The sequence below is a fragment of the Streptomyces daliensis genome (assembly GCF_054782395.1).
On record NZ_BAAGSO010000123.1, the window covers coordinates 1 to 23504 of the forward strand.

Sequence of the window (23504 nt, forward strand, 5' to 3'; positions counted from 1 at the left end):
TCACCGCACTGCTGCGACAGCACAGCGGCGAAGGTCTCTCACCTCCACTCGGAAAATCAGCGCCTCACGGCGCACCCGCACCCCATCCCAGAACACCCCGGCAGGCAACAACTCGGCGGCAACACCGGAGGGCGGTGCCCAGTGCGTGCTCGTTTCCATCAGCCCGACACCTCCGCCAGAGCCCGATGGAGCGCGGCGAAACCAACGAGCTGGCCAGCGACGGGAGGCCGATACCAGTGCAGGCCAGGCGCAGTGACGAGGTGGGGTGACGGGATGGCCGCATAGCCCTCTCGTACGTACTCGACGGCGTCGGGCCAGGACGCCGACGCAGTGTCGCTCAGGCCGACCATGAAGAGAGCCTGGTCCTGAGCCGGATCCATGATGACCGGCCCGGGGACGCGGCGGGCGACGCGGACGCCGAGGGGCACGGAGGTACGGACGATGTTCCAGGATCGGCCGACTGGCAGGTAGACGCTGCCGGTGGATGCCCACCACCGGTACGCGTGCTTCGGGTCGTCATCGGCGCTCGCGAGCCACTCACGGACTCGCTCTAAGGTGGCTGGCATAGGACGATCCCCTCACTCTGCGTCAGTGAGGGGATCGTCTCGCCGTAACAAGGGCCGTCCCGGTACAGATCTGTACCGGGGACTACCGCGCCGTAACTCTTGACCAATAACGGGCAGTCGGTTACCGGCTGATCCAGCGCGCCATGCCAGCCAGGGTTTCGGGGGCGTCCCCCTCCAGGCGGATCAGAGTCGACACGGTGTCACGGGCCTTGGGGCGGTGCCGGGTGTGCTGCGGAGCGATCTTCCGTGCTTCCTGGAGGGAGGCCAGGGCGCCGCCACGGTCCCCCTCGGCCAACTGCGCTGCGGCGAAGTCGATGTGGTGGTGACTCGCCCGCTCCTTGACCGTGCTTTCCGGTGGCGTCCACAGATCCCGCCTCTGCTCACGCCCCCACTCCCGCACTCTTTCCACCGCCTGCTCGGTGTCCCCGGTCTCCAGCAGCGCAGCCACCTCGTGGATGCGGATGTTGGTCGGACCGAAGGATGTCTCGTAGGCGAGGGAGTCGCGTCCACCCATGGCCGCAGCGACATCCCGCGCCTCGGCCAGTTGCCCTCGGACGTTCTCCGCGCCGCCACCGCTCTGCGCCTCGAACATCACCAGCTTCAGCCGCAGGGCGCCGTAGACGGCGAGCTGGTCCTCGCGCCAACACCCCTCCGGAACCGCACTCTCGACTCGCTTCATCAGGCGTTCGAGCAGGCGCGTCCCCGGCCCGTACGCGCCTGCCCGGAGCATCGCCCCGGCCTTCAGATAGCCCGCAGTGACCTCCATCAGCAGATCGCCGGACTTCGCCGCAGCCCACGCCACCCGCTCCAACGCGGTGGACGAGAGGTGCTGGTAGCCGAGCTTGTGCGCGAGCGAGTTCGCAGCGCGGTAGGTGCGGGCCAGCTCCCAGAAGGCCCGCTGCTGCGTCTCTCCGGCGGAGTCGAGAGCCACGTGCGTCAGTTCTGTCAGCAGCGGGGGCAGCAGCGGGCCCATCGGCCCGTAGCGGGCGTCCCGGCGCATCGCGGAGATCTGGTCGACTTCCGCGGTCAACACCGGCAGAGGCCGAGGCGCCTGGGCCAGATCATCGGGGGCGTCGTAGCACAGCAGGACCTTGTACAGCTCGGGAACCACGCTGTGCATGGGCTCCTCCGCTTCGGCGCCCAGGTGAGGCTGCCCCTCCAGAACGGGAACGCTGACGTGGAGCGCAGCCGCGATGTTGTTGAGGGTCCCGCGCGCCGGAACACGTCGCCCCGTCTCGATGCTCCGGAGGTACTCCACCGAGACGTGGGACCGCTGCGCCAACTGTGCCTGGCTCATCTGTCTCGTGCCCCGCCAGGCCCGGATCCGGTCACCCAAGGTCTCGTTGAACCGGTCGCCCACACTCTCGATGCTCATGTCCGGGTGGCCCCCTCTGATGGTGGTACGGACTGTCAGCGTGCCACGGTCTCCGGCAGCCGGGTAGGCATGATCGTGAACATCGGGTAAGGGCGGCATCAACGACACGGACGCAGCGGTGGAGGAGGCGCAGGTGTCTATCACACCCACCCCCGACCCCCATCAGAGAGCGGCACGGTCAGATCAAAGGGTCGACGCCCAGTCTGGCGGCGAGTCCGCGCAGCGTGGTGTCCCGGCGCCGCTCCGCCTCCAGCATGGTCCCCACCGTGGCGGCAGCGAGCGTCTGGTACCGGATCCACTCCGGCTGATCCCGCTCCACATCCAGCAGCGTCTCCAGCGCGGCGTCCCAGTCCCCGGTCTCGTACTGAGCGTGCGCCACGTCCACGCGGTGTGCGGCACTGTGTACCGGCCGGGAGATCGCGCTCCTGTCGATGCGGGACGCCACATCCAGGGCGGTGCCGTAGTCGGCGTTCTCGCCCGCGATGGACACATTGACCTGCTGGGTCTGTACGTCCACACGCGAGAACGCGGTGCCGTAGACCTGTACGGGTCCTGACCGGACGGCTGCTGTCTCGGCGAGGTTGAGGTATGCCTGCGCCTCGTCGTGCCGGTTACGGCGCGCTGCCGGGGTGGCCGCCGCGATCAAGAGGTTTCCGTAGACCGCGTACTCGCTCGGGGTGCCCTTGCTGAACGAGGGTTCCAGCGTGTTGGCCTTCTGGGAGGCCACGCGCTGCGCCTGGTCCCACCGGCCCTGCCGTAGCAGCACCCACGAGAGGGTGCTCACGCCCATACCGGACATCAGCGGGTCCGATGCCCGCTCCGCGGCGTGCAGTTGCTTCTCCACCGCCTGGAAAGCCCACGACGCGTGCCCCGCCTGCGTCGCGAGAGACGCGGCAAGTTGGTATGCGAGCGCGAGCCGGTTCCATGCCGTCTCGGCGGATGCTGCGGATGCTCCGGTCAGCGAGCGCGTGACGCGGGCACCGTCCCGGAGAATCAGCGGGAGCCGTCCGGCCAGCGTGCTGTACTCACCAGCCCAGTACAGGTCACGCGCTTCTCGGACCGTGGCCATCCACGCCTGGGCGTCGGGTTCTTCGTCCAGGCCGTCGTCCGCGAGGACGCCGGGCAACGCGTCCACGTCCTGGATCGCGTCGCGGAGGGCGAGCAGACCTCCGTCGTCGTCTACGGTCGTCGTCACGGTGGGCTGTCCCAGAAGTCGCTCCAGCTCGACGTCCAGAGCGGACGCGATTTTCCGCAGCGTACCGATCCGGGCACCGGTGCGGCGGCCCTGCTCCAGTTTTCGGATCGTGTCGACGGACACGTCCGCCCGTTCGGCCAGACGCTCCTGTGTCATCTGGTCCCGGAAATCGCGCAGCCTCGCGATGCGCGCACCGATGCTGTCGGCCGTCATGTTCTGCCCCCGCCGGAGAGAGTGTCTCTCCACGCTACGCCTGGGGTTGTGGCGATGTAAGGGAGGTATGCCCGCATCGTCCGGCCGGGTGCGCGGGACTGCGGCGGCGCGCCGCCGCAGTCCCGCGCACCGCAGAACCCCCGGCCGCCACCGGCCGGGGGTCCCGCTGTGAGAGATGCGCTGTGCGTCAGGCGTCAGGCGTCAGGGAAGCTCGGCGCCGAGGGCCTCCAGGGCCGCGGGCACCGGCTGGAAGTAGGTCTCCCCGCCGGACGAGCAGTCGCCGCTGCCGCCGGAGGTCAGACCCAGGGCCTTGTCACCAGCGAAGAGGGAGCCACCGCTGTCGCCGGGCTCGGCGCAGACGTCGGTCTGGATGAGACCGTCGACCGTGCCCTCCTGGTACGAGACGGAGGCGTCCAGGGCCTTCACCGTGCCATCGTGCACCTGCGTGGTGCTGCCGCTGCGGGTGACCTCCTGGCCGACCTCGGCCTCGGCCGCGCCCGAGATCTCCTGGGTGCTGCCGTAGAGGTTGACCTCGCTCGGGTGCTCGGTGTCGCCGGTGTAGGTGGCGATGCCGTAGTCGGAGCCCGGGAACTTGCCGTCGCCGCTCTCGGCGATCGGCTCGCCGCCCTCGCTGTCCGACCAGCTCGTGATGGCCGTGGTGCAGTGGCCCGCCGTGAGGAACGCGGGCTTGCCGCCCACGGTCACGTTGAAGCCGAGCGAGCAGCGCGAGCCGTCGCCCCAGATGGCGTCCCCACCAGCGATCTTGGTGGTGAACTCGCCCGCTGTCCGCTTCAGCTCGACCTTGCCGTCCTGGGCCTCGACCTGCTTCTTCAGCTTGTCGAGCGCGGCGCCCTTGACCGTCTTGTCTGCGGTGACGACGACCTTGTTGGTCTTCACGTCCACCGCGCGGGACGTGCCCTTGACGTCGTTCGCCGTCAGGGTGTCCTTGACGGAGTTGAGCTGGCCCAGCGTGTGCTGGACGACCTTGGCCTTGGCGCCCGCGGCCTCGACCTTCTCCTTGGCCGCGCCGTCCACGACGTTGACGACCAGCTGCTTGGCCTTGGCGTCGTAGTACGAGCCCGCGTCACCCTTGATGTCCGAGGTGAGCGTGGAGGCCAGCTTGGAGGCCGACTCGGCGGAGAGTGTCTTCAGGGTGGGGGTGTCCTCGGCCGCGTTGGCCTGGGAGAGGGTGAAGGATCCGGCCACGAGGGCCGCCACACCGGCGCCCGCTATGGCGAGGCGGCGCTTCGATATCTGTCGCTTGTGCTGCAACTCTGAACCTCCAGTGGGGGGTTGGAGCCGCCCGTCAGAGGAGAACGGCCCCGGAGGAAGTGCCGACACGAGGCTTCTTCCCAAGAGGAAGTCGCGTTCATGCCAACTCGTGGCGCCGAGTATTACGAGAACAGGGCGTGCCGCACAAGGTCCAGTTCCCGACAGGCACCGGAAAGTTCGTTCTTGACGCCCGACGAGCGTAGCCACCGATAGTCGTGCACGTCGATCCCCTGTACGGACACCGGGCACCGTGCGCCGGTCCCGCGCCTGGTGAGGGCCGCGCCTGTCCGGGAATCGATCCTCAGCCGCCGGATTCCGGCCGCCTCTCCCCGGCGGCCTCGCCCGTTCCGGCCAACTGATCCGCCTTGTCCAGGTCACCCGGTTTGTTGAGGCAGCCCGAATCGTCCACGCTCGTCGGCCGGTCGGTGCCGGACAGCGGGCCTGGTTCGGACAACGGGCATGGTTCGGGCGGCGCGTCGGACAGCGGGCCCGGTTCGGACAGCGGGTCCGGTTCGGGCTCGGACAGCCGGGCCGCCCCCTCGGCGGGCAGCGGCGCCCGCCCGGCCCGCGCCCCGGTGCCCTCCCGCGCCCCCTCCAGGAAGCGCAGCAGCTCGACGGGGAAGGGCAGCACCAGCGTGGAGTTCTTCTCCGTGGCGACGGCGGCGACCGTCTGCAACAGCCGCAACTGCAACGCCGCGGGCTGGTCGGACATCTGCTTCGCGGCCTCGGACAGCTTCTTGGACGCCTCCAGCTCCGCGTCCGCGTTGATGACCCGCGCCCTGCGGTCGCGGGTCGCCTCGGCCTGCCGGGCCATCGACCGCTTCATCGTCTCGGGCAGCGACACGTCCTTGATCTCCACCCGGTCGACCGTGACGCCCCACTCCACGGCCGGGCTGTCGATCATCAGCTCCAGGCCCTGGTTCAGCTTCTCTCTGTTGGAGAGCAGATCGTCCAGCTCGCTCTTGCCGATGATGGAGCGCAGCGAGGTCTGCGCCATCTGGGAGACCGCGAAGCGGTAGTCCTCGACCTGGATGATCGCGTCGGCCGGGTGCACGACCTTGAAATACACCACCGCGTCGACGCGCACCGTCACGTTGTCCCGCGTGATGCCCTCCTGCGCGGGCACGGGCATCGTGACGACCTGCATGTTGACCTTCTGGAGCCGGTCCACGCCGGGCACGATCATCGTGAACCCCGGCCCCCGCACCGTGGGCCGCAACCGGCCGAGCCGGAAGACCAGCCCTCGCTCGTACTGCCTGACCACCCGGGCCGCCGCCAGCACGTACAGCGCACCACCGGAGAGCCCCGCCGCCACCAACTCCACGACCATGATGGCCTCCTGCCGCCATGAGTCCGGCATTCTGGGAGGGAAGGAGAGAAGTGCCCTCAACCGTAGCCCCGCCCGCAGAACCGGTCGAGCCCCCGTCCCGGCACGAGTGCGTGTGTGCCGGGACGGGGGCCCGTTCTGTCCTGCGGTGCTGATCCACCGACGGTTCCGGATCAGCGGGTGGTGCGAGTGGTGCGGGTCAGCGGATCAGTAGACGCTGACGCCGTACGCGTTCAGGGCTTCGACGACCGGCTGGAAGAAGGTCGTGCCGCCGCTGGAGCAGTTGCCGCTGCCGCCCGAGGTCAGGCCGAGCGCGGTGCTGCCCGAGTAGAGGGGCCCGCCGCTGTCGCCGGGCTCGGCGCAGACGGTGGTCTGGATCATGCCGTAGACGACGTCGCCGCCGCCGTAGTTGACCGTCGCGTTCAGCGCGGTGACCCGGCCACTGTGGGTGCCGGTGGTGCTGCCGCGCCGGGTGACGGTCTGGCCGACCGTGGGGTTGGCCGCGTTCGTGATCTCCACGCTGCCGACGGTGCCGGGGTGGGAGACGGAGGAGCTGTAGCGGACCAGCCCGTAGTCGTTGCCCGGGAAGCTGGACCCGGCGGTGGGGCCGATCAGGGTGGTACGACCGGAGTTCGTCCACCAGTTGCCCGCGCCGTCGGTGCAGTGACCGGCCGTCACGAAGTAGTAGGTGCTGCCGCTGCGGACGTTGAAGCCCGCCGAGCAGCGCCAGCTCGTCGCGTAGATCGCGTCGCCGCCCGAGAGAAGCTTGTTGATCTTGCCCGGCGTCCGCTTGACGTCGATCGCGCCGGCCTTGCCGCCCGCTTCCTGCTTGATCTTCGCCAGCTCGGCCTGGGAGACCGTGCTGTCAGCGGTGACGACCAGCCGGTCCGTCTTCTTGTCGACGTACCACGCGGTGCCCGCCACGTCGGCTTCGAGCACGGCGTCGCCCACGGCCTTGAGTTCGCTTGCGCTGTACGTGGTCGGAGCGTCGGCGGCTGCTGAAACCGGAACCATGAGAGCTCCGGCGGCCGCCATGCCGGACGCGGCGGCTATCAGCCTGGTGCGTCTCCGGCGGGCCGCGCTGCTACTGGTGGTAGTGCGCTTGATCCTCACTTATTCCTCCCGATCGGGATATCAAAGCGTGCTCCTGACAAACGCTGCATGGAGTATTCGCCGTGAAAATCAGGACGCGCAAGGGCGCCTTTCGGACGTCCGCTTCTCGCCCGCATCCGTCCATCCGCGCCCGGCAGCGACGCTCAGCCGCCGCTCAACTGCCGCTTAGCCGCCGTTCCCCCGCCGTGAGATCAAACGGCAGGGTGTTGCCCGGTGGCGGAAAAGGACAGAGGAAGTTGTCGTTGAACGCGCACGGCGGAAGCGTGATCCGGTTGAGGTCCACACGCACCGAACCGTCCGCGCCCGGGGCCTCCGTGCGGAGGAAACGGAACCTGTAGCTGGACGGCCTCCCCGTCGCGTCGGACGGGCCGTCGGGCGTACGGCCGCTGGTGGCGTCGGCCAGCACGGCCCACAGCGCGCCGCCCTCCACCCGGGAGACCTGGAGGGTGTGCCCGGTGCCGTCGGGCGCGGTGAAGGACAGCTCGCCCGCGAGGCCGAGGCCGCGCTCGCGCCCGTCCGCGTTCCCCACCCGCACGCTCCGCTCCCCCTCCCCGTACGGCAGGAACGTCCCCTTCCGCACCCACTCCGGGTCGTACGAGAAGGCGTCGATCCCGGTGAAGGCGCGCCGTGCGGGCGCGTCCGCGTCGAAGACCCGTACCGCCCACAGCCCCTCGCGGCGCAGCAGCACCAGCCGCCGTGCCCCGTAGCCGACCCGCGACTCCTCGGGCGGCCCCGCGTCCTCGCCGAGCAGGACCTCGCCCGCGAGCAGTTCCCCGTCGACGGCGAGGCCGTCGGCGACGGTCGCCTCCAGCAGCACTCCCCCGCCGTCCCCGGTCTCGGCCCACTCGCCCGGCAGGCCCGCGATGCGGCCGTGCTCCGCTTCGGCGATCCAGTGCGTGCCCGTCACGGAGAGCGGGCCGTAGGGCGCGGCGGCCACGCGGACGCGCTTCTCGCGCCAGCGCTCCCACTCGCGCCGGGCGTCCACGTCCGCGTCCGCGTCCGCGTCCACGTCCGCGTCCGCGTCCGAGGTCATGCGTGCCGCGCGTGATGCTTCTGTGCTCATGTCGATCAACCTAGATGCCGAGGTGGTCGCGGAGGGTCGTGCCCTCGTACGACGTGCGGAAGCTGCCCCGCTCCTGGAGCAGCGGGACGACGCGGGCCACGAACTCGTCGAGCCCGTGCGGGGTCAGATGCGGCACCAGGATGAAGCCGTCGGCCGCGTCCTCCTGGACGAACGCGTCCATCTCAGCGGCGACCGCCTCCGGGGTGCCGATGAAGGACTGTCTGCCCGTCGCCTCGATCACCGTCTCCCTGATCGACAGCCCCTTCTCGCGGGACAGCGCCCGCCACCGCTCGGCCAGCGCGAACGGGTCCGCGTGCCGCACCCGGCCCTGGGTCAGCCGGGACTCGGGGTCGGGGTCGATGTCGGGGAGCGGCCCGTCGGGGTCGTACGAGGAGAGGTCGACGCCCCAGACCTGCTCCAGCGCGAGGAGCGCGTTCTGCGGGGTGATCTGCTGACGGCGGACCTCCACGGCACGCTCCTGCGCCTCGGCCGCCGTGTCGCCGAGGACGAAGGTGACCCCGGGCATGATCTTGAGGGAGTCCGGCTCGCGCCCGTACGCGCCCAGCCGCCGCTTGACGTCGGCGAAGAACGCGCGGCCCGCGTCCAGGGTGCCGTGCCGGGTGAAGACGATGTCGGCCGCCGAGGCCGCGAACTCCCTGCCCTCGTCCGAGTCACCGGCCTGGATGACCACGGGGCGCCCCTGGGGCGAGCGCGGCAGCGAGAACTCCCCGGAGACGTCGAAGTGCTCGCCCCGGTACGCGAACGGGCGCGGCGCCCGCTCCCCCTCCGGCCAGGAGTCCCACAGCGTGCGGGCCACCGCGACGAACTCGGCGGCGCGGGTGTAGCGGTCGGCGCGGTCGAGGAAGCCGCCGCGCCGGAAGTTCTCGCCGGTGAAGGCGTCGGAGGAGGTGACGACGTTCCAGGCGGCGCGGCCCGCGCTGAGGTGGTCGAGGGAGGCGAGGCGGCGGGCGAGTTCGTAGGGCTCGTTGAAGGTGGCGTTGACGGTGGCGGCGAGGCCCAGCTTCTCGGTGACGGCGGCCAGCGCGCTGAGGACGGTGATCGCCTCGGGGCGTCCGACGACGTCGAGGTCGTGGATGCGGCCCTTGTGCTCGCGCAGCCGCAGCCCTTCGGCCAGGAAGAAGAAGTCGAAGAGCCCGCGTTCGGCGGTGCGCGCGAGGTGGACGAAGGAGTCGAAGCCGATCTGGTTGCCGAGGGCTTCGGGGCCGCCCTCGGTCCAGACGGTGGTGTTGTTGACGCCCGGGAAGTGGGCCGCGAGATGCATCCGCCTGCGGGCAGGGGCGGCGCCGGTACGGGTACGGGTTCGCGACTGGGGCTGGGGCTGGGACTGGGACTGGGGCTGGGGCTGGGGCTGGGGCTGGGACTGGGGCTGGGACTGCGGCGCGGAGGTCATGCGCTCTCCCTGGCGGGTGCGTAGCGGCTGTCGGGGCGGGGCAGTCCGAGGTGCGCGCGCAGGGTGGCGCCCTCGTAGCGGTCGCGGGCCAGGCCCCGTTCCCTCAGCAGGGGCACGGTGGTGTCCACGATCCGCACGATGTCGCGCGCGGGTTCGGCCGGGCACAGATGGAACCCGTCGGCCGCGCCCTCCGCCGCCCAGTCCGCGAGGAGACCGGCGAGCCCGGCCGCTTCGCCGTCCCCGTGCAGCTCGACGGGGAGTGACACCAGCACCGTCAGACCGGGCACCCGGGCGCGCAACTCCTCGCGCAGGTCCCGCGCGGTGACGGGGTCCGCTGCCCGTACCAGCGCGACATCGGTGTGCGGCGCCAGCGCGCCGCGCGGCTCCTCGTCCGTCAGATCGGCCACGGTGACGGGGCGGCCCTGGGGCGGGCGCGGGACGATGGCGGGGCCGCGGACGGAGAAGTACTCGCCCGCGAAGTCGACGTAGTGGAGCTTGTCGCGGTCGATGAAGCGGCCCGTCGACGCGTCCCGTATCTCCGCGTCGTCCTCCCAACTGTCCCAGAGCCGGGCCACGACGTCGGCGACCTCGCCCGCCTCCCGCCACAGCGCGGCCGGCGGCGCGCCCTGCCGACGGCCGAAGAGCGCGGCCTCGGCCTCCGTCGCGGAGACCGAGGGCGTCCACCCTGCCCTGCCCCGGCTGACCCAGTCGAGGGTGGCCAGCGTGCTGGAGAGGTGGAACGGCTCGGTGTGGGTGGTGGTCAGGGCCGGGACGAGCCCGATGTGCCGGGTCTCGGGCGCCACCCTGGCGAGGGTGGCCGCCGCGTCGATGCCGGGGCCCGCGAAGGAGTCGGCGAGGGTGACGAAGTCGAGGGTGCCGCGCTCGGCGAGACGCGCGAGCCGGGTCCAGTGCCCGGGCGCGAAGAGGGCCGGAGCGGCTGCTTCTTCTACAGGTGGGTCGGACGCGTCGAGTGCGACGGCGAGCCGGAGCGGGGTCGGGGTGCGGTCGGTGGTCATGGTGGCGGTTCCCCTCACAGGACCTTGGAGAGAAAGGCACGGGTGCGCTCGTGGCGCGGCGCGTCCAGGACGGCGGCGGGCGTGCCCCGTTCGACGACGAGGCCCTCGTCCATGAACACGACCGTGTCGGCGACCTCGCGCGCGAAGCCGATCTCGTGGGTGACGACGATCATCGTGGTGCCCTGCCGCGCGAGGTCCTTGATGACGTCGAGGACCTCACCGACCAGTTCGGGGTCGAGCGCCGAGGTCGGCTCGTCGAAGAGCAGCAGCCTCGGTTCGACGGCGAGCGCGCGGGCGATGGCGACGCGCTGCTGCTGTCCGCCGGAGAGCCGCGCGGGATACGCGCCCGCCTTGTCCGCGAGCCCGACGCGCTCCAGCAGCCGTTCCGCCGTGGCCACCGCCTCCTCGTACGGCCTGCGCAGCACGGCGATGGGGGCCTCGATGACGTTCTCCAGCACGGTGAGGTGCGGGAAGAGGTGGAACTCCTGGAAGACGAAGCCGATGCGGGTGCGCTGCTTGAGGATCTCGCGCTCGCGCAGCTCGTACAGCTTGTTCCCCGAGCGCCGGTAGCCGACGAGGGAACCGTCGACGCTGATCCGGCCGCTGTCCACCTTCTCCAGGTGGTTGATGGTGCGCAGCAGCGTGGACTTGCCGGAGCCCGATGGTCCCAGGACGACGGTGACCTCGCCCGCCGCCACCTGGAGATCGATGCCGCGCAGCACCTCGTGCGGGCCGAAGCGCTTGCGCACGGCCGCGATATCGACCATGACCGGGGCGGGGACGGGGGCGGGGGCAGCAGTGGCGTTACGGGTTCGGGTACCGGTATCGGAATCGGTACCGGTATCGGAATCGGTGGTCAGGGGCATGGGGCTTCCTCGGGGTCGGGCGCGGGAAGGGGCGCGGGAAACGGGCGTAAGAAAGGGGAGGGGAAAAGGGGTCGGCGCGGAGCCGTTCAGGCCGCGGCGCCATGCGGCGCACAGCGGTCGCGGAGGAAGGTGAGGACGGCACGCGCCGTCGCGTCGTTCTGCCGGAAGGCGGGCGCGTTGGTGCGGGGCCGCGCGAACGCGGCGTACGCACGGCTGTTGGTGTGCGCGCCGAGGGCGATCCGGCGCGGGTGCGGAAGCCCGTCGCGCTCCAGGACCCGGCCGTCGTCCGGGTCCACGGCGAGCAGCCCGGTCGGCAGTGCGGCACCGTCCTCGCGGAGCACTTCCTCGCCGCCCGCGCCGTCCTCGTGGAGGGCGCGCAGCAGCGGGTCGCGGGTGCGGCGTACGGAGGGCGCGGGCTGCCGTGCCTCGACCAGCGCGCGGGCCACGGTCTCGCTGCCCGCACCGCGCACCGCGCTGCCGCGGGCGCGGAAGACCCCTTCTTCCGCGTCGGCCTCGACCGTCATGCCGGGGCCGAGGAAGCGGACGAGGCCCGCGCGGGAGAGCGCCAGCAACTGCCGCAGCCGGGGCGCGGGCGGCCCGGAGGCGTAGTAGCTGAAGAAGCCGTGCCACCAGCCGTCCAGGTCCGCGATCCGCGAGCGCGGCGCGATACGGGACGAGCCGACGAGGGGCACCAGTTGCCCGTAGACCGAGAGCAGCGCGAGGAAGACGGCCAGGTCGGGGCTGTGCGCGGGATCGGCGCGGCGGTCGAGGTCGGCGGCGACGTATGCGCGCACCGCCTCCTGGAGCGACGCCGCGTCCCCGTACTCGGCGTCGGCGAGGGGCCGGTCGAGCGCGGCCGGGTCGAAGCGGTCGGCGGGGTCGGGCACGGCGGCTTCCACCAGCGCCGCCAGCGACGGCTCGTCGCCGGGGTCGCCGGGGGCGAGGGCCGCGTAGCGCTCGGCGAAGTCCCGGGCGCTGCCACGGGTGCGTTCGGGGTGCGCGGCGAAGAGGCGTTCGTAGTGGGCGTGGCCCAGTTCCTTGGCGATGAGCGGCCACACGTCGCGCCGGAAGTCGAGCTGCCCCGGCCGCCTCAGCAGCTCGTCCACCTGCGCGGGGCCGAAGAAGCGCGGCAGGGTGGGGTGTGCGCCGCGCCAGCCGTAGCCGATCTTCGAGTGGTACGGGACGCCCCTGCGGGAGCCGACGTACAGCACCGGCTCCCGGCCCGAGGGCAGATACACCAGCTCGCCCCGGCCGCCGTCCGCGCCGTTCGCGCCGTCCGCGCTGACGAAGCGTCCACCGCGTCCCTCCGTCAGCAGCACCATCAGATCGACGAAGACGAGGCCGAAGCCGCGCACGAGGACGGGCTCGCCGGGCCGCAGCGCGGAGAGGTCGGCGTCGGCGGTGAACGCGGGCGGCAGATGGACGAGCCCGTGCGCGGCGGCGAACCGCGCGAGGGCGCGCTGCTCCGCGTCAGGTTCGGCGTCGAGATGGCCGAGGGCGAGGACGACCAGGTCGGCGACGAGCGGCACGGCGCTGCCTTCGAGCCACACGCGCTGGCGGCCCTCGCGGGGCCCGGTCAGCCGTACCGCGCGCCGCCGGTGGTGGCGCAGCCGGATGCCCGGCGGGAGCGCGGCGGCGGCGCGCTCGTACACCCAGTTGAGGTAGGCGCTCTGGAGCCTGCGGGTGGGGAAGTCGGTGCCCCGGAGCGCGCGGATCTCGGCGGCGAGCGCGGGGTCTTCGGGCGCGGGCACGTCCCCGTCGCGTACGCGCCCGGCCCACTCGGCGAGCGAGGGCCCGGGGCTGATTGGGCCCTCGCACCGCACCGAGTCGTCGGTGAACATGGTGACGTCCTCGGCCATCGAGTTCATCCACAGCAGCGGCGACTGGTCGGGCCGCCAGACCCGGCCGCCGCCCGGCGGGTGCGGGTCCACGAGGTGCAGGTCGAGGGGCCTGCCGCCGTACAGCTCGGCCGCGTTGGCGGCGACGCGCTCCACGAGCCCCGTGCCGCGCGGACCGGCGCCGACGATCACGAGGGAGGGCCGCCGCGCTCCGGCCTCTGACGGAACCGACGAGTTGGCCGACGGGTTCATCGCGCGTCCGCCGTCCCGCGCCCGTAGTGCCGCTCCACGTAGTGCTGGCCGACGCCGAGCAGGGAGGTCACCGCGATGTACCAGAGGGTGGCGACCAGCAGGAGCGGAATCACCTGGTAGGTGCGGTGGTAGACCAACTGCACGGAGTAGAGCAGGTCCTGCACCGCGATGACGCTGATGATGGACGTGCCCTTCAATGTGCCGATCAGCAGGTTTCCCGCGGGCGGCACGATCGCGCGCATCGCCTGCGGCAGCACGACGCGGCGCAGCCGCCGCCACGGTCCCAGACCGAGCGACTGCGCCGCCTCCGTCTGCCCCTTGCCGACCGAGAGCAGCCCGCCGCGCACGATCTCGGCCGCGTAGGCGGCCTCGTGCAGGGTGAGCCCGATGACGGCGACGGCGATGGGCCCCAGGAGATTCGTGGTCCTGACGGTCAGGAACTCGGGCCCGAAGGGGATGCCAAGGCCGAGCCGGGGATACAGCGCCCCGATGTTGAACCAGAACAGCAACTGGACCAGCACGGGCACCGAGCGGAACAGCCAGACGTAGCCCCGGCTCACGTGCCGCAGCACGGGGTTGGCCGACAGCCGCAGCACGGCGAGCAGGGTGCCGAGCGCGAAGCCCAGTACCGTCACGAGCCCCGTCAGCCACAGGGTGAGCCCGAGTCCGCGGAGCACGGCGGCCGAGGTGAAGTAGTCGCCGACGACCGCCCATTGGAAGGCGTCGTTGTGCACGGCCGAGTTGACCGCCATGGCGAGCAGCAGCACGACGGCGGCGGCCGCGGCCCACTGTCCTGTACGGCGCACGGGGACCACGCGGAGCGGTCCTGACCCGGACGCCGGGGGCTTGTCGAGCGGACTGTCCGGGGATTCGAGGAGGGTATCCGGCTGTGCGGACATACGAAGGCTCCGTGGATGCAGGGATCGAACACGGTGGATTCGCCTTCACACCCGGCGGCGCCCCTCAGCACCGCCGGACCATGAGGCTAAGCGCGGTGCACGTGTTCTTGTCAAGACCGTCCGTACCGCTCCGGACCGCTCCGGACCTTCCCCAGGGGGTAGTTGACGTGGGCACGGATCGCTGTTCCACTGAGCGCATGCGTCCACGGCAGCGGCTGGTCACCCGCGACCACATCGACTTCGGTCGGGTGTGGTCGTCCTCCTGTCAGCGCTGATCCCGCGCCCGTGAGGCCGCCCGCGCCCTTCGGCGCGCGTCGCGGCCCGGTCCGCGCCCGTCCGCCCCAGCTCTTCCCGCGCTGAACGTCGCCTTGCGCGACCGCGCCTTCACACGGTTCCACCACGTCACACGCCTCCGCGCCCGGCGCCGCCCACGGTGCCGCAGGGCCGGTGCGTGCCCCTCCCCTCGTGTCCCACGTGTCCCCTCGTACGCCCGTACCTCCCCGCGCCCGGCAGAAGGGCTTCGTATGCGCTCCAGACCTCCTCGACGGCTCCCCGAAGTCGTCGCCCCCGCCCCCGCCCTCGTCCTCCTCCTCACCCTTCTCCTCTCCCTGTCCCTCTCCGCGTGCGGCAGCGGCGGCGACGCCTCGGGCGCCGGGACCGGGACCGGAGCAAGCGCCCAGTCCGGGGGCAAGGGAAGGATCCCCGACCAGGACGTGGTCTCGTCCGTACGGAAAGACCCCGAGGCGGCGGCGCTGCTGCCCGCCGACGTGCGCGAGCGCGGCACGCTCACCGTCGCCACCAGCGTCGGCACCCCGCCCGGCGCCACCTACCGGGAGGACGGCAGGACCGTCGCGGGCCAGGACGTCGACTTCGCCGACGCCGCCGCGCGGGCGCTGGGGCTGCGCCTCAAGCGGGAGGTGGCCGGGTTTGAAGCGATCCTCCCGGCCCTGGGCAGCGGCAAGTACGACCTGGGCACAGGAAACTTCGGGGTCACAGACGAGCGCCGCGCGACGATCGACTTCGTGACCTACATCAACGACGGCCAGGGCTTCGCCGTCAGGGACGACAGCCCGCTGAAGAAGGTCACCGACCTGAAGCGACTGTGCGGCCTGACGGTGGCCACGGGCGCGGGAACCACCTTCGAGACCACCCTGGAACAGCACAGGTCCGCCTGCGCGAAGGCGGGCAAGAAGCCCTACGACGTCGCGACGTACGCCGAGCAGGGCGCCCTGTGGATCTCCCTCCAGCAGGGGCGCAGCGACGTGGTGATGAGCACCATCAACGGGCTGCGGTACGCGGTGAAACAGCAGCCGGGGCTGCGCTTCCTCAACGAGTACCAGCGGCTCGACGTCGGCTTCGCCTTCAAGAAGGGCTCACCGCTGGCGCCCGCCTTCCAGGCCGCGGTCGAGCACCTCAAGGAGGACGGCACCTACGACCGCGTCCTGCGGAAGTGGGGCACCAGTGAGTCCGCCATCGAGCGGTCCCGGATCAGCCCGCCCGAGCTGAAGTGAGCCGGGCAGGGCGACGGGGGTCCGGCGGCCGGAAGCGGCCGGCCGCCGGGCCCCTCCTGAGCCCCCTCACGGGTGACCCCGTCCATGCGATCACCCCTGCGGGAACGACATCAGCCATTCGGCCGAGCGCCCGTCAGCACCCGTCGGCGCCGGTCAGCAACCACAGTCGCAGCCGCAGTCACAGCCGTCGCAGCACCCGCCGTCCCCGCCGCCTTCTCCCCCTTCGCCGCCGCCGCAGCAGTTGCAGCAGTCACAGTTGCAGCAGTCACAGCAGTCGGCGCACTTGTGGCACCAGCCCTCGCGGGGCTCGCCGCTCCAGGGGTCCTCGTAGGGGTTCTTGCAGCACACCTGGCCCGTGCAGCACAGCCCGGACCACAGCGCGCAGCCCGCGACGAGGCCGCGCCGCCGGGACGGGGGCCGGGGCGGCGGCGGGGGTCCCGTCGGGTCGCGGGTGATCCAGGGCGACTGGTTCGGGTGCTGTCCGGGCCCGGCCCCTGAACCGTGCGCGTGCCCGTGCCCGTGCGCGCACGTCGTGCCGAAGACCCTGTCGACGGACCGCTTCAGCTCGTGCCCGAGCAGGATGTGGGCCAGCTTGCCGTCCACGAAGTCGACGTCGCGCAGCGCGAGCCGCACCCCGTGCACCGCGTCGTCGCACAGCCGCCGCACGTCGGCCAGGTCCGCGCCCGTGACGGCTACGGGGTTCCAGGCGCCCGCCTCCTCATCCGCCGTCAGGTCCTCGACCGCGTCCAGCAGATGGGCGAGCCGCCCGAACAGCCTCCCCGCCTCGGCCAGCGGCTCCTGGTTCCCGGCGCTTCCCGCGAGCACGGCGGTGTGCGCGAAGGCCGCCGCGGTCGCGGTCTCCGTCGGCTCCGTCACCAGCAGCAGCGACGCACCGCTGCCGCCCCCGCCGACCGCGCTGCCCGAAGAACCCGCGTCAGCCACGTCCCCCGCGAACGCGTGACGCCGCGTCAGCGCCGTCTCGATCTCCTGCTGCCGGTCCACGGCCTCGACCAGGACCGATGTGTCGAAGCCCAGCTCCGCACCCGTGCGGGCGCCCGCGCGGTCCCAGCCGGCCGCGACCCTGCGCGCCGCCGCGGCGACCGGGCGCCGCGCGAGCACGCCGTCCCCGTCGGCCACATGGTCACGCACCTTCGCCGAGGCCAGCACCAGTGAGACGGCCGCGGCCAGCCGGGCGCCCTCGCCCCGCGCGACGGACGCCGTGCGCATCCCGCGCAGCGGGCAGGGGCCCGCGGTGCGCCGCCACCGGTCGGTGCGATCCGCGTGGTCCGCGTCCTGTGGACGACGCGACTGCGCCTCGACGAGTACGGAGATGATGAGTCCGTCGTAGTTGGTCGCCACCCTGGAGAACTGCCCGTGGTCGGCCCGCAATGCGAGGCAGAGTCCGCACAGGTGGGCCATCCATTCCGTCCGCATGCGTGCGCTCAGCCTGTGGCGGCATGGCCTGACTATTCCGAACACCGCTCCCCCGATTCACCGTTCCTGGACCTTGTGCGGGGAGCACGATAGCCGGAAGATCACCTGACGAACGGTGGTGGCCCCTCACCCGTCTGCCCCCGTCACCACCCGTCCGGCGGGGCTCCGCGAATCTTGCACATCGTCACCACGCGTACGCCACAAGATCCCTGATCCGGCGCCATATGTTCTGCACCAGTACCGTCACGAATCACGTATCTGGTGGGTATCCGCTTGGCGCATCATCCGCATCATGGACGACCATAGAGTTGCGGACGGTACGAAGACCGCGCGCAGAGGAGAGGAGGCGTCCATGGGATCGGTGCGCAAGGCGAGTGCCTGGCTGGGCCTCGTCGACGACAGCGAGATGCGTTACTACGACGATGACTACGCCGAGGGGCCGGAATCCGGGGACGCCGCGCGCGAGTCGTGGGTGACCGACCCGAGAGTCCGGGTGACGGCGGAGACCGCGCAGGACCAGGGCACGCGGATCGCCACGGTCACCCCGGACGGATTCCGGGACGCCCGTGGCATCGGTGAGCTGTTCCGGGACGGCGTCCCCGTCATCGTGAACCTCACGATGATGGAGCCCGGCGACGCCAAGCGCGTCGTCGACTTCGCGGCCGGGCTGACCTTCGGCCTCCGCGGGTCGATCGAGCGCGTGGCGACACGGGTGTTCCTGCTGACCCCGGCCGACTACAAAATTGTCAGTGGTGAGGAGCGCCGCTCCACCGAGGGCGGTTTCTTCAACCAGAGCTGAGCCCGGCAGGGCCGCTCACCGGCTGGACCGGCGCCACGACGTCAGTGCGCCACCGCGCACGGCGACGTCACCGAAAGGCGTCGATTCCGGTGAGCGCCTTGCCGAGCACGAGCTGGTGCATCTCGACGGTGCCCTCGTAGGTGAGGACCGACTCCAGATTGGTCGCGTGCCGCATCACGGGGTATTCGAGGGAAATCCCGTTGGCGCCGAGAATCGTCCGCGCGGTACGGCAGATCTCGATCGCTTCCCGCACGTTGTTCAGCTTCCCGAAACTCACCTGTTCCGGCCGGAGCCTGCCCGCGTCCATACGCACCCCGAGATGGTGCGCGAGAAGGACGCCCTTGTGGAGTTCCACCGCCATGTCGGCGAGCTTCGCCTGAGTGAGCTGGAATCCGCCGATGGGCTTGCCGAACTGTTCCCGGCTCTTCGCGTAGTCGAGCGCCGCGTCGAAGCTCGCGCGGGCAGCGCCCATCGCGCCCCACACGATTCCGTAGCGGGCGTGGCTCAGACAGCTCAGCGGTCCGCGCAGTCCGGTCACCTCCGGGAGCACCGCTTCGGCGGGCAGCCGCACCTCGTCCATGACCAGTTCGCTCGTCACGGAGGCGCGCAGCGACCACTTGTGCTTGATCTCGGGCGCCGAGAAGCCCGTCGCGTCGGTGGGCACGACGAAGCCGCGGACGCCGTCGTCCGTGCGGGCCCAGACCACGGCGACCCCGGCCACCGAGCCGTTGGTGATCCACATCTTGCGTCCGGTGAGCACCCAGTCGTCGCCGTCGCGCTTGGCGTACGTGCGCATCCCCGCGGGGTCGGAGCCGTGGTCGGGCTCGGTCAGGCCGAAGCAGCCGATCACCTCGCCGGACGCCATGCGCGGCAGCCACTCGCGCTTCTGCTCCTCGCTGCCGAAGCGGTGGATGGCGTACATGGCGAGCGAGCCCTGTACGGAGACGAGGGAGCGGATGCCGGAGTCGGCGGCCTCCAGCTCCAGGCAGGCCAGCCCGTACTGCACGGAGCTGGCGCCCGCGCAGCCGTAGCCGGTGAGGTTCATGCCGAGGGCGCCGATCGAGCCCAGTTCGCGGGCCAGTTCGCGCACGCCGGGGAGTTCGCCTCGCTCGTACCAGTCGGCGACGTACGGCAGGACGCGGTCGGCGGCCCAGGAGCGCACGGTCTCGCGCACGGCGCGGTCCTCGTCGCTCAGCAGGTCGTCGATACCCAGCGGGTCGTGGACGTCGAACGCGGGCTTGGGACTCATGGTGTGCCTCCGGCGGGAAACGATCAGCGGCTCGCGGCTGACGCTACGGCCGGGTAATGCCGCTCGACAAGAGGCTCCCGGGACCGCTCCCCCGGCCCTTCGCGCCGTCCTGACCACCCGGGCCGCCGTTCCGCGACGGGGCGCCCTCGCGGGAAGCGGGCGCGTGGCCCCCGCACTCCTCGCTGACGCGCGGCGCGGGCGGGCCGCGCCGCTCACCCTCACCGGGCCCCTGACGGTCCCGGTCCCGGCCCTCGGCCTGGTCCTGGGCCGTGCCCTCGCCCCGGTCCCCGTCGCCACCCGGCCCGTCCGCCGTCCTCTTCGCGCCGTCCACGGTGCGCGGCAGCCGCAGCGCCGCGAGGGCGCCGAGCAGCAGCAGCGCGGCGCTGACCAGCAGCGTCACATGGAGGCCGTGGACGAAGGCGTCGCGCGCGGCCGAGCGCAGCGCCTGCCCCGCCGCGCCGCCGAGCTGGCCCGCGACCTCGTACGCCTCGCCCAGCGAGTGGCTGGCGTCGCCGCTCGCCGAACTGGGCACGCCCCTGGTATCGCGCACCCCCGGCGCGTAGGCGGCGTTCATCACGCTGCCGAGCAGGGCGATGCCCATGCCGGCGCCGAGCTGGTAGGCGGTCTCGCCGACGGCCGCGGCGCCGCCCGCCTGCTCGGCGGGCGCCTCGTTGAGCATCGACTCGTAGCAGGCGAACAGGGTGGTCTCCAGGCCGAAGCCCAGCAGCATGAAGCCGCCGACCAGCAGCGCCGGGCGGTCCTCCTGCCCCACGGACGTCAGACACAGCACGGCCACGGCCGTCAGCACGAAGCCGAGCGCGACCATCGTGCGCGGCCCGAGCAGCTGGAGCAGCCGGGAGCCGACGAGCCCGGCGGCGATGGCGGCGAGCGAGAGCGGCAGCAGCCGCAGCCCGGTCTGGAGCGGGGAGAGGCCGAGGACGAGCTGGAGGTACTGCGCCGCGATCAGCGCCAGCCCGACCAGCGCCAGGACCGTGAGCACGATGCAGCCGAGCGCGGTGCCGAAGGCGGGGCGCGCGACGGTGCGGAAGTCGATGAGGGGGTGGGCCAGGCGCCGCTGGCGCCGCACGAAGAGCGCGATCAGCGCGGCGCCCGTCGCCAGCGGCAGCGCGGTGTGCGGGGAGAACGGGTCGCCGCCGCCCGCGTGCTTGACGCCGAGGATCACCCCGAAGAGGCCGGCTGCTGCCAGCAGCGCGCCGAGCACGTCCCAGGGCCCGTCGCGCTCGCCGGTGGACTCGGGCAGCAGCCAGCGGCCGACCGGGAGGCTGGCCGCCATCAGCGGGATGTTGATCAGGAAGACCGAGCCCCACCAGTAGTGCTCCAGCAGCAGCCCGCCGACCAGCGGCCCCACCGCCGCGCCGACGGCGGCCACCGCGCTCCAGATGCCGATGGCGAGGGCGCGCTCGCGGCGGTCGGGGAAGACCTGCCGCAGGATCGAGAGCGTCGCAGGCATGATCATCGCCCCGCCGACGCCGAGTAGCGCGCGGGCCGCGACCAGCACTCCGGGTGTGTGCGCGTACGCGGCGAGCGCCGAGGCGACGGCGAAGAGCGCGTACCCGAAGAGCAGCACCCGGCGGCGGCCTACGCGGTCGCCGAGGGTCCCGAAGAGGATGAGCAGGGAGGCGCACACGAGCGGATAGGCGTCGACGATCCACAGCAGCTCGATCGAGCCGGGCCGCAGGTCCTCGGAGACGGCGGGCACGGCGACGTGCAGCACCGTGGCGTCGACGGCCACCAGGAGCAGGCTGGCGCACAGCACTATGAGGACGATCCAGCGGTTCGCGCTCCCGCCCGCTCCGGACGGGCCTGCTCTGTGTACGGGGACGTCCGCCGTCTCTTCGGGTACGGGCGTGGTCGTCCCTGACATGTACGCACCTCCTCTTGCGCTCGCGCCTCCCCAGTTCGTGGGGGGAATCGCCGGGTGCGACGTCGGGACAGGCCACCGACCGGCCCGGCGCGGAAGGGCGAGTGGGCGTTAGCGTACGCGAGACGTTCCGGGTGGTGCGTGGCGCGTCTCACCTCGGCGTCCCACCTCGGCGTCGGCAGCAGCGTAGGCGAGCGGAGGGGGCGCGGCCCAGCGCGCACCGGTGCTCACCGGCATGGACCCCTGCGCCCCCGGCCTTGACCCGTTCACACGCGGCCTGGGAAGCGATAGGGGAATTCCCCATTAAGCGGCGGTGAACGGAATTCTCCGAGTGACACTCTTAGCGGCTCGCCAAAGTCATGCCGGAATGCGGGATCTAAGTGAGGGATAAGCTGGAGGAATTCGTGGAAGAAAGGCTGCGATGAGACGCACTCCACATCACATCGTCATCACGAACCCGGTGACATGTCCGAGCACCTCTCGGACCCGTTGTACCGTCGATTGGGTGCGTACCGACCGAATCCTCGCCAGGCTGGAGCAAGAGCCTGAGCGACCGAGCAGCCGCGATGTCCCGCGGATGAGCCGAACCCGCAAGGTGTTGTTCGGTTCAACATTGGGACTGTATGCGCTCATTGTTCTCGCCGTGCTGGTGCGAACGGGCCTCGTTCAGCTCGACTGGCAGGTGATGCTGTTCCGGCCGTACAAGCAGTGGCCGGAAGTGCACGCCTTCCTCGACTACTTCGTGGTGCTGGGGCAGCGCGGCCCCACGGCCGTGCTCGTGATGGCCTGGCTCGGCTGGCGCTCGTGGCGGCAGCGCACCCTGCGGCCCCTGCTGGTGCTCGGCACCTCGCTGCTGCTGCTCAACGTGACGGTCGGCGCGATCAAGATCGGCCTCGGGCGGCTCGGCCCCCACTACGCGACCTCGATCGGCTCGGCCGAGCTGTTCGCCGGGGGGGATATATTCCCTTCGGGCCACACCGCCAACGCCGTCGTGACCTGGGGCATCCTCGCCTACCTCGCCACCACGCCCCGCGCACGACGGGTACTCTCCGTGGTCGGCGCCTTCTTCGCGCTGGGTGTCGGCGCGACCACTGTGTACCTCGGTACGCACTGGGTGAGCGACGTGCTACTCGGCTGGGCCGCGGGGCTGCTGATCCTTCTCGGGCTCCCCTGGTGCGAGCCCGCCATCGCCCGCGCGGAGGCCCTGATCTTCGCCTGGCGGGAGCGGCTGCGCGCCGCCGGGGCGCCGGGGCTCTCGCCCTCGCCCGTGGCCACGCCGGTCGGCGCCCGTAAGCCGCTGCTGCCGCACGGCCTCTCGGCCGAGGAGCTGGCGCACCAAGACGACGGAGCGCCCGGCACGCCCGGCGGGCCCGGATCTCCCGGCGACGCGGGGGTCGCCGGTGCCCGGACCGCCTCCACCGCCTCCGCTTCGGCCGCCTCGGCCGCCTCCTCGTCCGGCACCGGGGCCGCCGTACGGCTGCACCACTCCGCCTCGCGCCAGCAGCATCCGCTGCGCGCCGAGCGCGCCCCCGTCACCCCGGCCCCCGCCGCGGGCCCCCGGCGCCCCCACACCGACCGCCAGGCCCCGCGCACGACGCCCTTCGGGCCGCGGCCTCTGGGGCCGCGCGCGAAGTAGCGGTCCGGAGCAGAACGCGGCCGGCGCGTACAGGAGAAGGTTCCCTGTACGCGCCGGCCGCGTTCTGCTCCTGGTCTGCTCCGGGGGCCCCGTAACCGTCCAGCCGGTCCGTCTCCCGGCGCGAGCGGGACGCTGGGACGTCCCCTAGCCCTTCCAGCAGCGCACGACGGTGCCGTCCTCGACGGCGAGGTTCAGGCGTCCCGTGAGGTACTCCATCGTGATGATGGCGTCCGGTGCGAGCGTCCGTACGGTCGTCCACCCGTGCGCGTACGCACGCTGTTCCGCCTCGGCGCCGGTGAGCCCCACATAGGTCTCGGGCTCGTCCTGGGCAGGGTCTTGGGCTGCGGATTCTGGTGCCATGGCAGCAACCGTACGGCCTGCCCCATACAGCCGGAAGTAGTGACCGGATCCTTGCCGCGTCACACTTGTGTCACAACGCTCCCCGGGTGGTTTGACGTTACCCGTGTCACTCGTACGTGCCTTCTGTGCCCGGTCCTTTTCCGCGCCTCGCACTTCCCCGATTTCCCGTCAGGAAACGCGTGTCCACCACCTCTACAAGAATTCTTCCTGACATCCAATTCCGCCGT

General features: G+C 71.7%; 19 protein-coding genes. 3 read left to right on the forward strand and 16 right to left on the reverse strand.

What is annotated here, in order from left to right; all coding sequences use genetic code 11:
- Positions 1 to 158: 158 nt before the first annotated feature.
- From ACYVOO_RS35390 to ACYVOO_RS35445, 12 genes are all read right to left on the reverse strand, one after another.
- Positions 159 to 566 carry a hypothetical protein gene (locus ACYVOO_RS35390; RefSeq protein ID WP_461019829.1) on the reverse strand — a complete coding sequence of 136 codons (408 nt, stop codon included), beginning with the start codon at positions 564 to 566 and terminating at the stop codon, positions 159 to 161.
- Between the two features lie 121 nt (positions 567 to 687).
- Entirely contained in the window at positions 688 to 1941 is a 1254-nt protein-coding gene (locus ACYVOO_RS35395; RefSeq protein WP_461019830.1) for a helix-turn-helix domain-containing protein, read from the reverse strand.
- Between the two features lie 178 nt (positions 1942 to 2119).
- Entirely contained in the window at positions 2120 to 3349 is a 1230-nt protein-coding gene (locus tag ACYVOO_RS35400) for a helix-turn-helix domain-containing protein (protein WP_461019831.1), read from the reverse strand.
- A gap of 201 nt (positions 3350 to 3550) precedes the next feature.
- On the reverse strand, positions 3551 to 4621 hold the full coding sequence (locus ACYVOO_RS35405; RefSeq protein WP_461019832.1) for a S1 family peptidase: 1071 nt from the start codon (positions 4619 to 4621) through the stop codon (positions 3551 to 3553).
- Between the two features lie 301 nt (positions 4622 to 4922).
- On the reverse strand, positions 4923 to 5951 hold the full coding sequence (locus ACYVOO_RS35410) for a slipin family protein (RefSeq protein ID WP_461019871.1): 1029 nt from the start codon (positions 5949 to 5951) through the stop codon (positions 4923 to 4925).
- Positions 5952 to 6155: 204 nt separating this feature from the next.
- Complete coding sequence (locus ACYVOO_RS35415; RefSeq protein WP_461019833.1) at positions 6156 to 7061, reverse strand: S1 family peptidase; 906 nt, start codon at positions 7059 to 7061, stop codon at positions 6156 to 6158.
- A 154-nt stretch (positions 7062 to 7215) separates the two neighbouring features.
- On the reverse strand, positions 7216 to 8094 hold the full coding sequence (locus ACYVOO_RS35420) for a DUF1684 domain-containing protein (protein WP_461019872.1): 879 nt from the start codon (positions 8092 to 8094) through the stop codon (positions 7216 to 7218).
- 40 nt (positions 8095 to 8134) lie between these two features.
- Positions 8135 to 9406 carry an NtaA/DmoA family FMN-dependent monooxygenase gene (locus ACYVOO_RS35425; RefSeq protein ID WP_461019873.1) on the reverse strand — a complete coding sequence of 424 codons (1272 nt, stop codon included), beginning with the start codon at positions 9404 to 9406 and terminating at the stop codon, positions 8135 to 8137.
- Positions 9407 to 9531: 125 nt separating this feature from the next.
- Positions 9532 to 10551 carry an LLM class flavin-dependent oxidoreductase gene (locus ACYVOO_RS35430; RefSeq protein WP_461019834.1) on the reverse strand — a complete coding sequence of 340 codons (1020 nt, stop codon included), beginning with the start codon at positions 10549 to 10551 and terminating at the stop codon, positions 9532 to 9534.
- A 14-nt stretch (positions 10552 to 10565) separates the two neighbouring features.
- Complete coding sequence (locus tag ACYVOO_RS35435) at positions 10566 to 11318, reverse strand: amino acid ABC transporter ATP-binding protein (RefSeq protein WP_461019835.1); 753 nt, start codon at positions 11316 to 11318, stop codon at positions 10566 to 10568.
- Between the two features lie 185 nt (positions 11319 to 11503).
- A complete protein-coding gene (locus ACYVOO_RS35440; protein WP_461019836.1) occupies positions 11504 to 13507 on the reverse strand; it encodes an FAD/NAD(P)-binding protein in 2004 nt (667 codons plus the stop codon).
- Complete coding sequence (locus ACYVOO_RS35445) at positions 13504 to 14406, reverse strand: amino acid ABC transporter permease (protein WP_461019837.1); 903 nt, start codon at positions 14404 to 14406, stop codon at positions 13504 to 13506. The genes ACYVOO_RS35440 and ACYVOO_RS35445 overlap by 4 nt, the downstream gene beginning before the upstream one ends.
- Positions 14407 to 14930: 524 nt before the next feature.
- Between ACYVOO_RS35445 and ACYVOO_RS35450 the strand changes: the two genes are divergently transcribed.
- A complete protein-coding gene (locus tag ACYVOO_RS35450) occupies positions 14931 to 15917 on the forward strand; it encodes an ABC transporter substrate-binding protein (protein ID WP_461019838.1) in 987 nt (328 codons plus the stop codon).
- 153 nt (positions 15918 to 16070) lie between these two features.
- On the opposite strand, the gene ACYVOO_RS35455 is transcribed toward ACYVOO_RS35450, so the two are convergent.
- Positions 16071 to 17351: a DUF5685 family protein gene (locus tag ACYVOO_RS35455; RefSeq protein ID WP_461019839.1), complete on the reverse strand. Its 1281-nt coding sequence runs from the start codon at positions 17349 to 17351 to the stop codon at positions 16071 to 16073.
- A 352-nt stretch (positions 17352 to 17703) separates the two neighbouring features.
- On the opposite strand from ACYVOO_RS35455, the gene ACYVOO_RS35460 reads away from it, so the two are divergent.
- Positions 17704 to 18150 (forward strand): cell division protein SepF, encoded by a 447-nt coding sequence (locus ACYVOO_RS35460; protein ID WP_453351026.1) that lies wholly within the window; start codon positions 17704 to 17706, stop codon positions 18148 to 18150.
- Positions 18151 to 18217: 67 nt separating this feature from the next.
- Here the strand turns inward: ACYVOO_RS35460 and ACYVOO_RS35465 are convergent, their stop codons facing one another.
- A complete protein-coding gene (locus ACYVOO_RS35465) occupies positions 18218 to 19399 on the reverse strand; it encodes an acyl-CoA dehydrogenase family protein (RefSeq protein ID WP_461019840.1) in 1182 nt (393 codons plus the stop codon).
- A 43-nt stretch (positions 19400 to 19442) separates the two neighbouring features.
- Positions 19443 to 21284, reverse strand: coding sequence for an MFS transporter (locus tag ACYVOO_RS35470; RefSeq protein ID WP_461019841.1), 1842 nt, complete (start codon positions 21282 to 21284; stop codon positions 19443 to 19445).
- Positions 21285 to 21786: 502 nt separating this feature from the next.
- On the opposite strand from ACYVOO_RS35470, the gene ACYVOO_RS35475 reads away from it, so the two are divergent.
- Positions 21787 to 22917 (forward strand): phosphatase PAP2 family protein, encoded by a 1131-nt coding sequence (locus tag ACYVOO_RS35475; protein WP_461019842.1) that lies wholly within the window; start codon positions 21787 to 21789, stop codon positions 22915 to 22917.
- A gap of 144 nt (positions 22918 to 23061) precedes the next feature.
- Here ACYVOO_RS35475 and ACYVOO_RS35480 read toward each other — a convergent pair whose 3' ends face one another.
- Positions 23062 to 23277, reverse strand: a complete 216-nt coding sequence (locus ACYVOO_RS35480) for an I78 family peptidase inhibitor (protein ID WP_453351268.1) — start codon at positions 23275 to 23277, stop codon at positions 23062 to 23064.
- Positions 23278 to 23504: the final 227 nt, after the last annotated feature.

Bases quoted from the DNA above. Each gene is read 5' to 3' on its own strand.
- ACYVOO_RS35455 (WP_461019839.1), bottom strand. From the start codon at position 17,351: ATGCGGACGGAATGGATGGCCCACCTGTGCGGACTCTGCCTCGCATTG.
- ACYVOO_RS35400 (WP_461019831.1), bottom strand. From the start codon at position 3,349: ATGACGGCCGACAGCATCGGTGCGCGCATCGCGAGGCTGCGCGATTTC.
- ACYVOO_RS35425 (WP_461019873.1), bottom strand. From the start codon at position 9,406: ATGCATCTCGCGGCCCACTTCCCGGGCGTCAACAACACCACCGTCTGG.
- ACYVOO_RS35480 (WP_453351268.1), bottom strand. From the start codon at position 23,277: ATGGCACCAGAATCCGCAGCCCAAGACCCTGCCCAGGACGAGCCCGAG.
- ACYVOO_RS35460 (WP_453351026.1), top strand. From the start codon at position 17,704: ATGGGATCGGTGCGCAAGGCGAGTGCCTGGCTGGGCCTCGTCGACGAC.
- ACYVOO_RS35430 (WP_461019834.1), bottom strand. From the start codon at position 10,551: ATGACCACCGACCGCACCCCGACCCCGCTCCGGCTCGCCGTCGCACTC.
- ACYVOO_RS35395 (WP_461019830.1), bottom strand. From the start codon at position 1,941: ATGAGCATCGAGAGTGTGGGCGACCGGTTCAACGAGACCTTGGGTGAC.
- ACYVOO_RS35450 (WP_461019838.1), top strand. From the start codon at position 14,931: ATGCGCTCCAGACCTCCTCGACGGCTCCCCGAAGTCGTCGCCCCCGCC.
- ACYVOO_RS35420 (WP_461019872.1), bottom strand. From the start codon at position 8,094: ATGACCTCGGACGCGGACGCGGACGTGGACGCGGACGCGGACGCGGAC.
- ACYVOO_RS35470 (WP_461019841.1), bottom strand. From the start codon at position 21,284: ATGTCAGGGACGACCACGCCCGTACCCGAAGAGACGGCGGACGTCCCC.
- ACYVOO_RS35465 (WP_461019840.1), bottom strand. From the start codon at position 19,399: ATGAGTCCCAAGCCCGCGTTCGACGTCCACGACCCGCTGGGTATCGAC.
- ACYVOO_RS35445 (WP_461019837.1), bottom strand. From the start codon at position 14,406: ATGTCCGCACAGCCGGATACCCTCCTCGAATCCCCGGACAGTCCGCTC.
- ACYVOO_RS35390 (WP_461019829.1), bottom strand. From the start codon at position 566: ATGCCAGCCACCTTAGAGCGAGTCCGTGAGTGGCTCGCGAGCGCCGAT.
- ACYVOO_RS35410 (WP_461019871.1), bottom strand. From the start codon at position 5,951: ATGGTCGTGGAGTTGGTGGCGGCGGGGCTCTCCGGTGGTGCGCTGTAC.
- ACYVOO_RS35435 (WP_461019835.1), bottom strand. From the start codon at position 11,318: ATGGTCGATATCGCGGCCGTGCGCAAGCGCTTCGGCCCGCACGAGGTG.
- ACYVOO_RS35440 (WP_461019836.1), bottom strand. From the start codon at position 13,507: ATGAACCCGTCGGCCAACTCGTCGGTTCCGTCAGAGGCCGGAGCGCGG.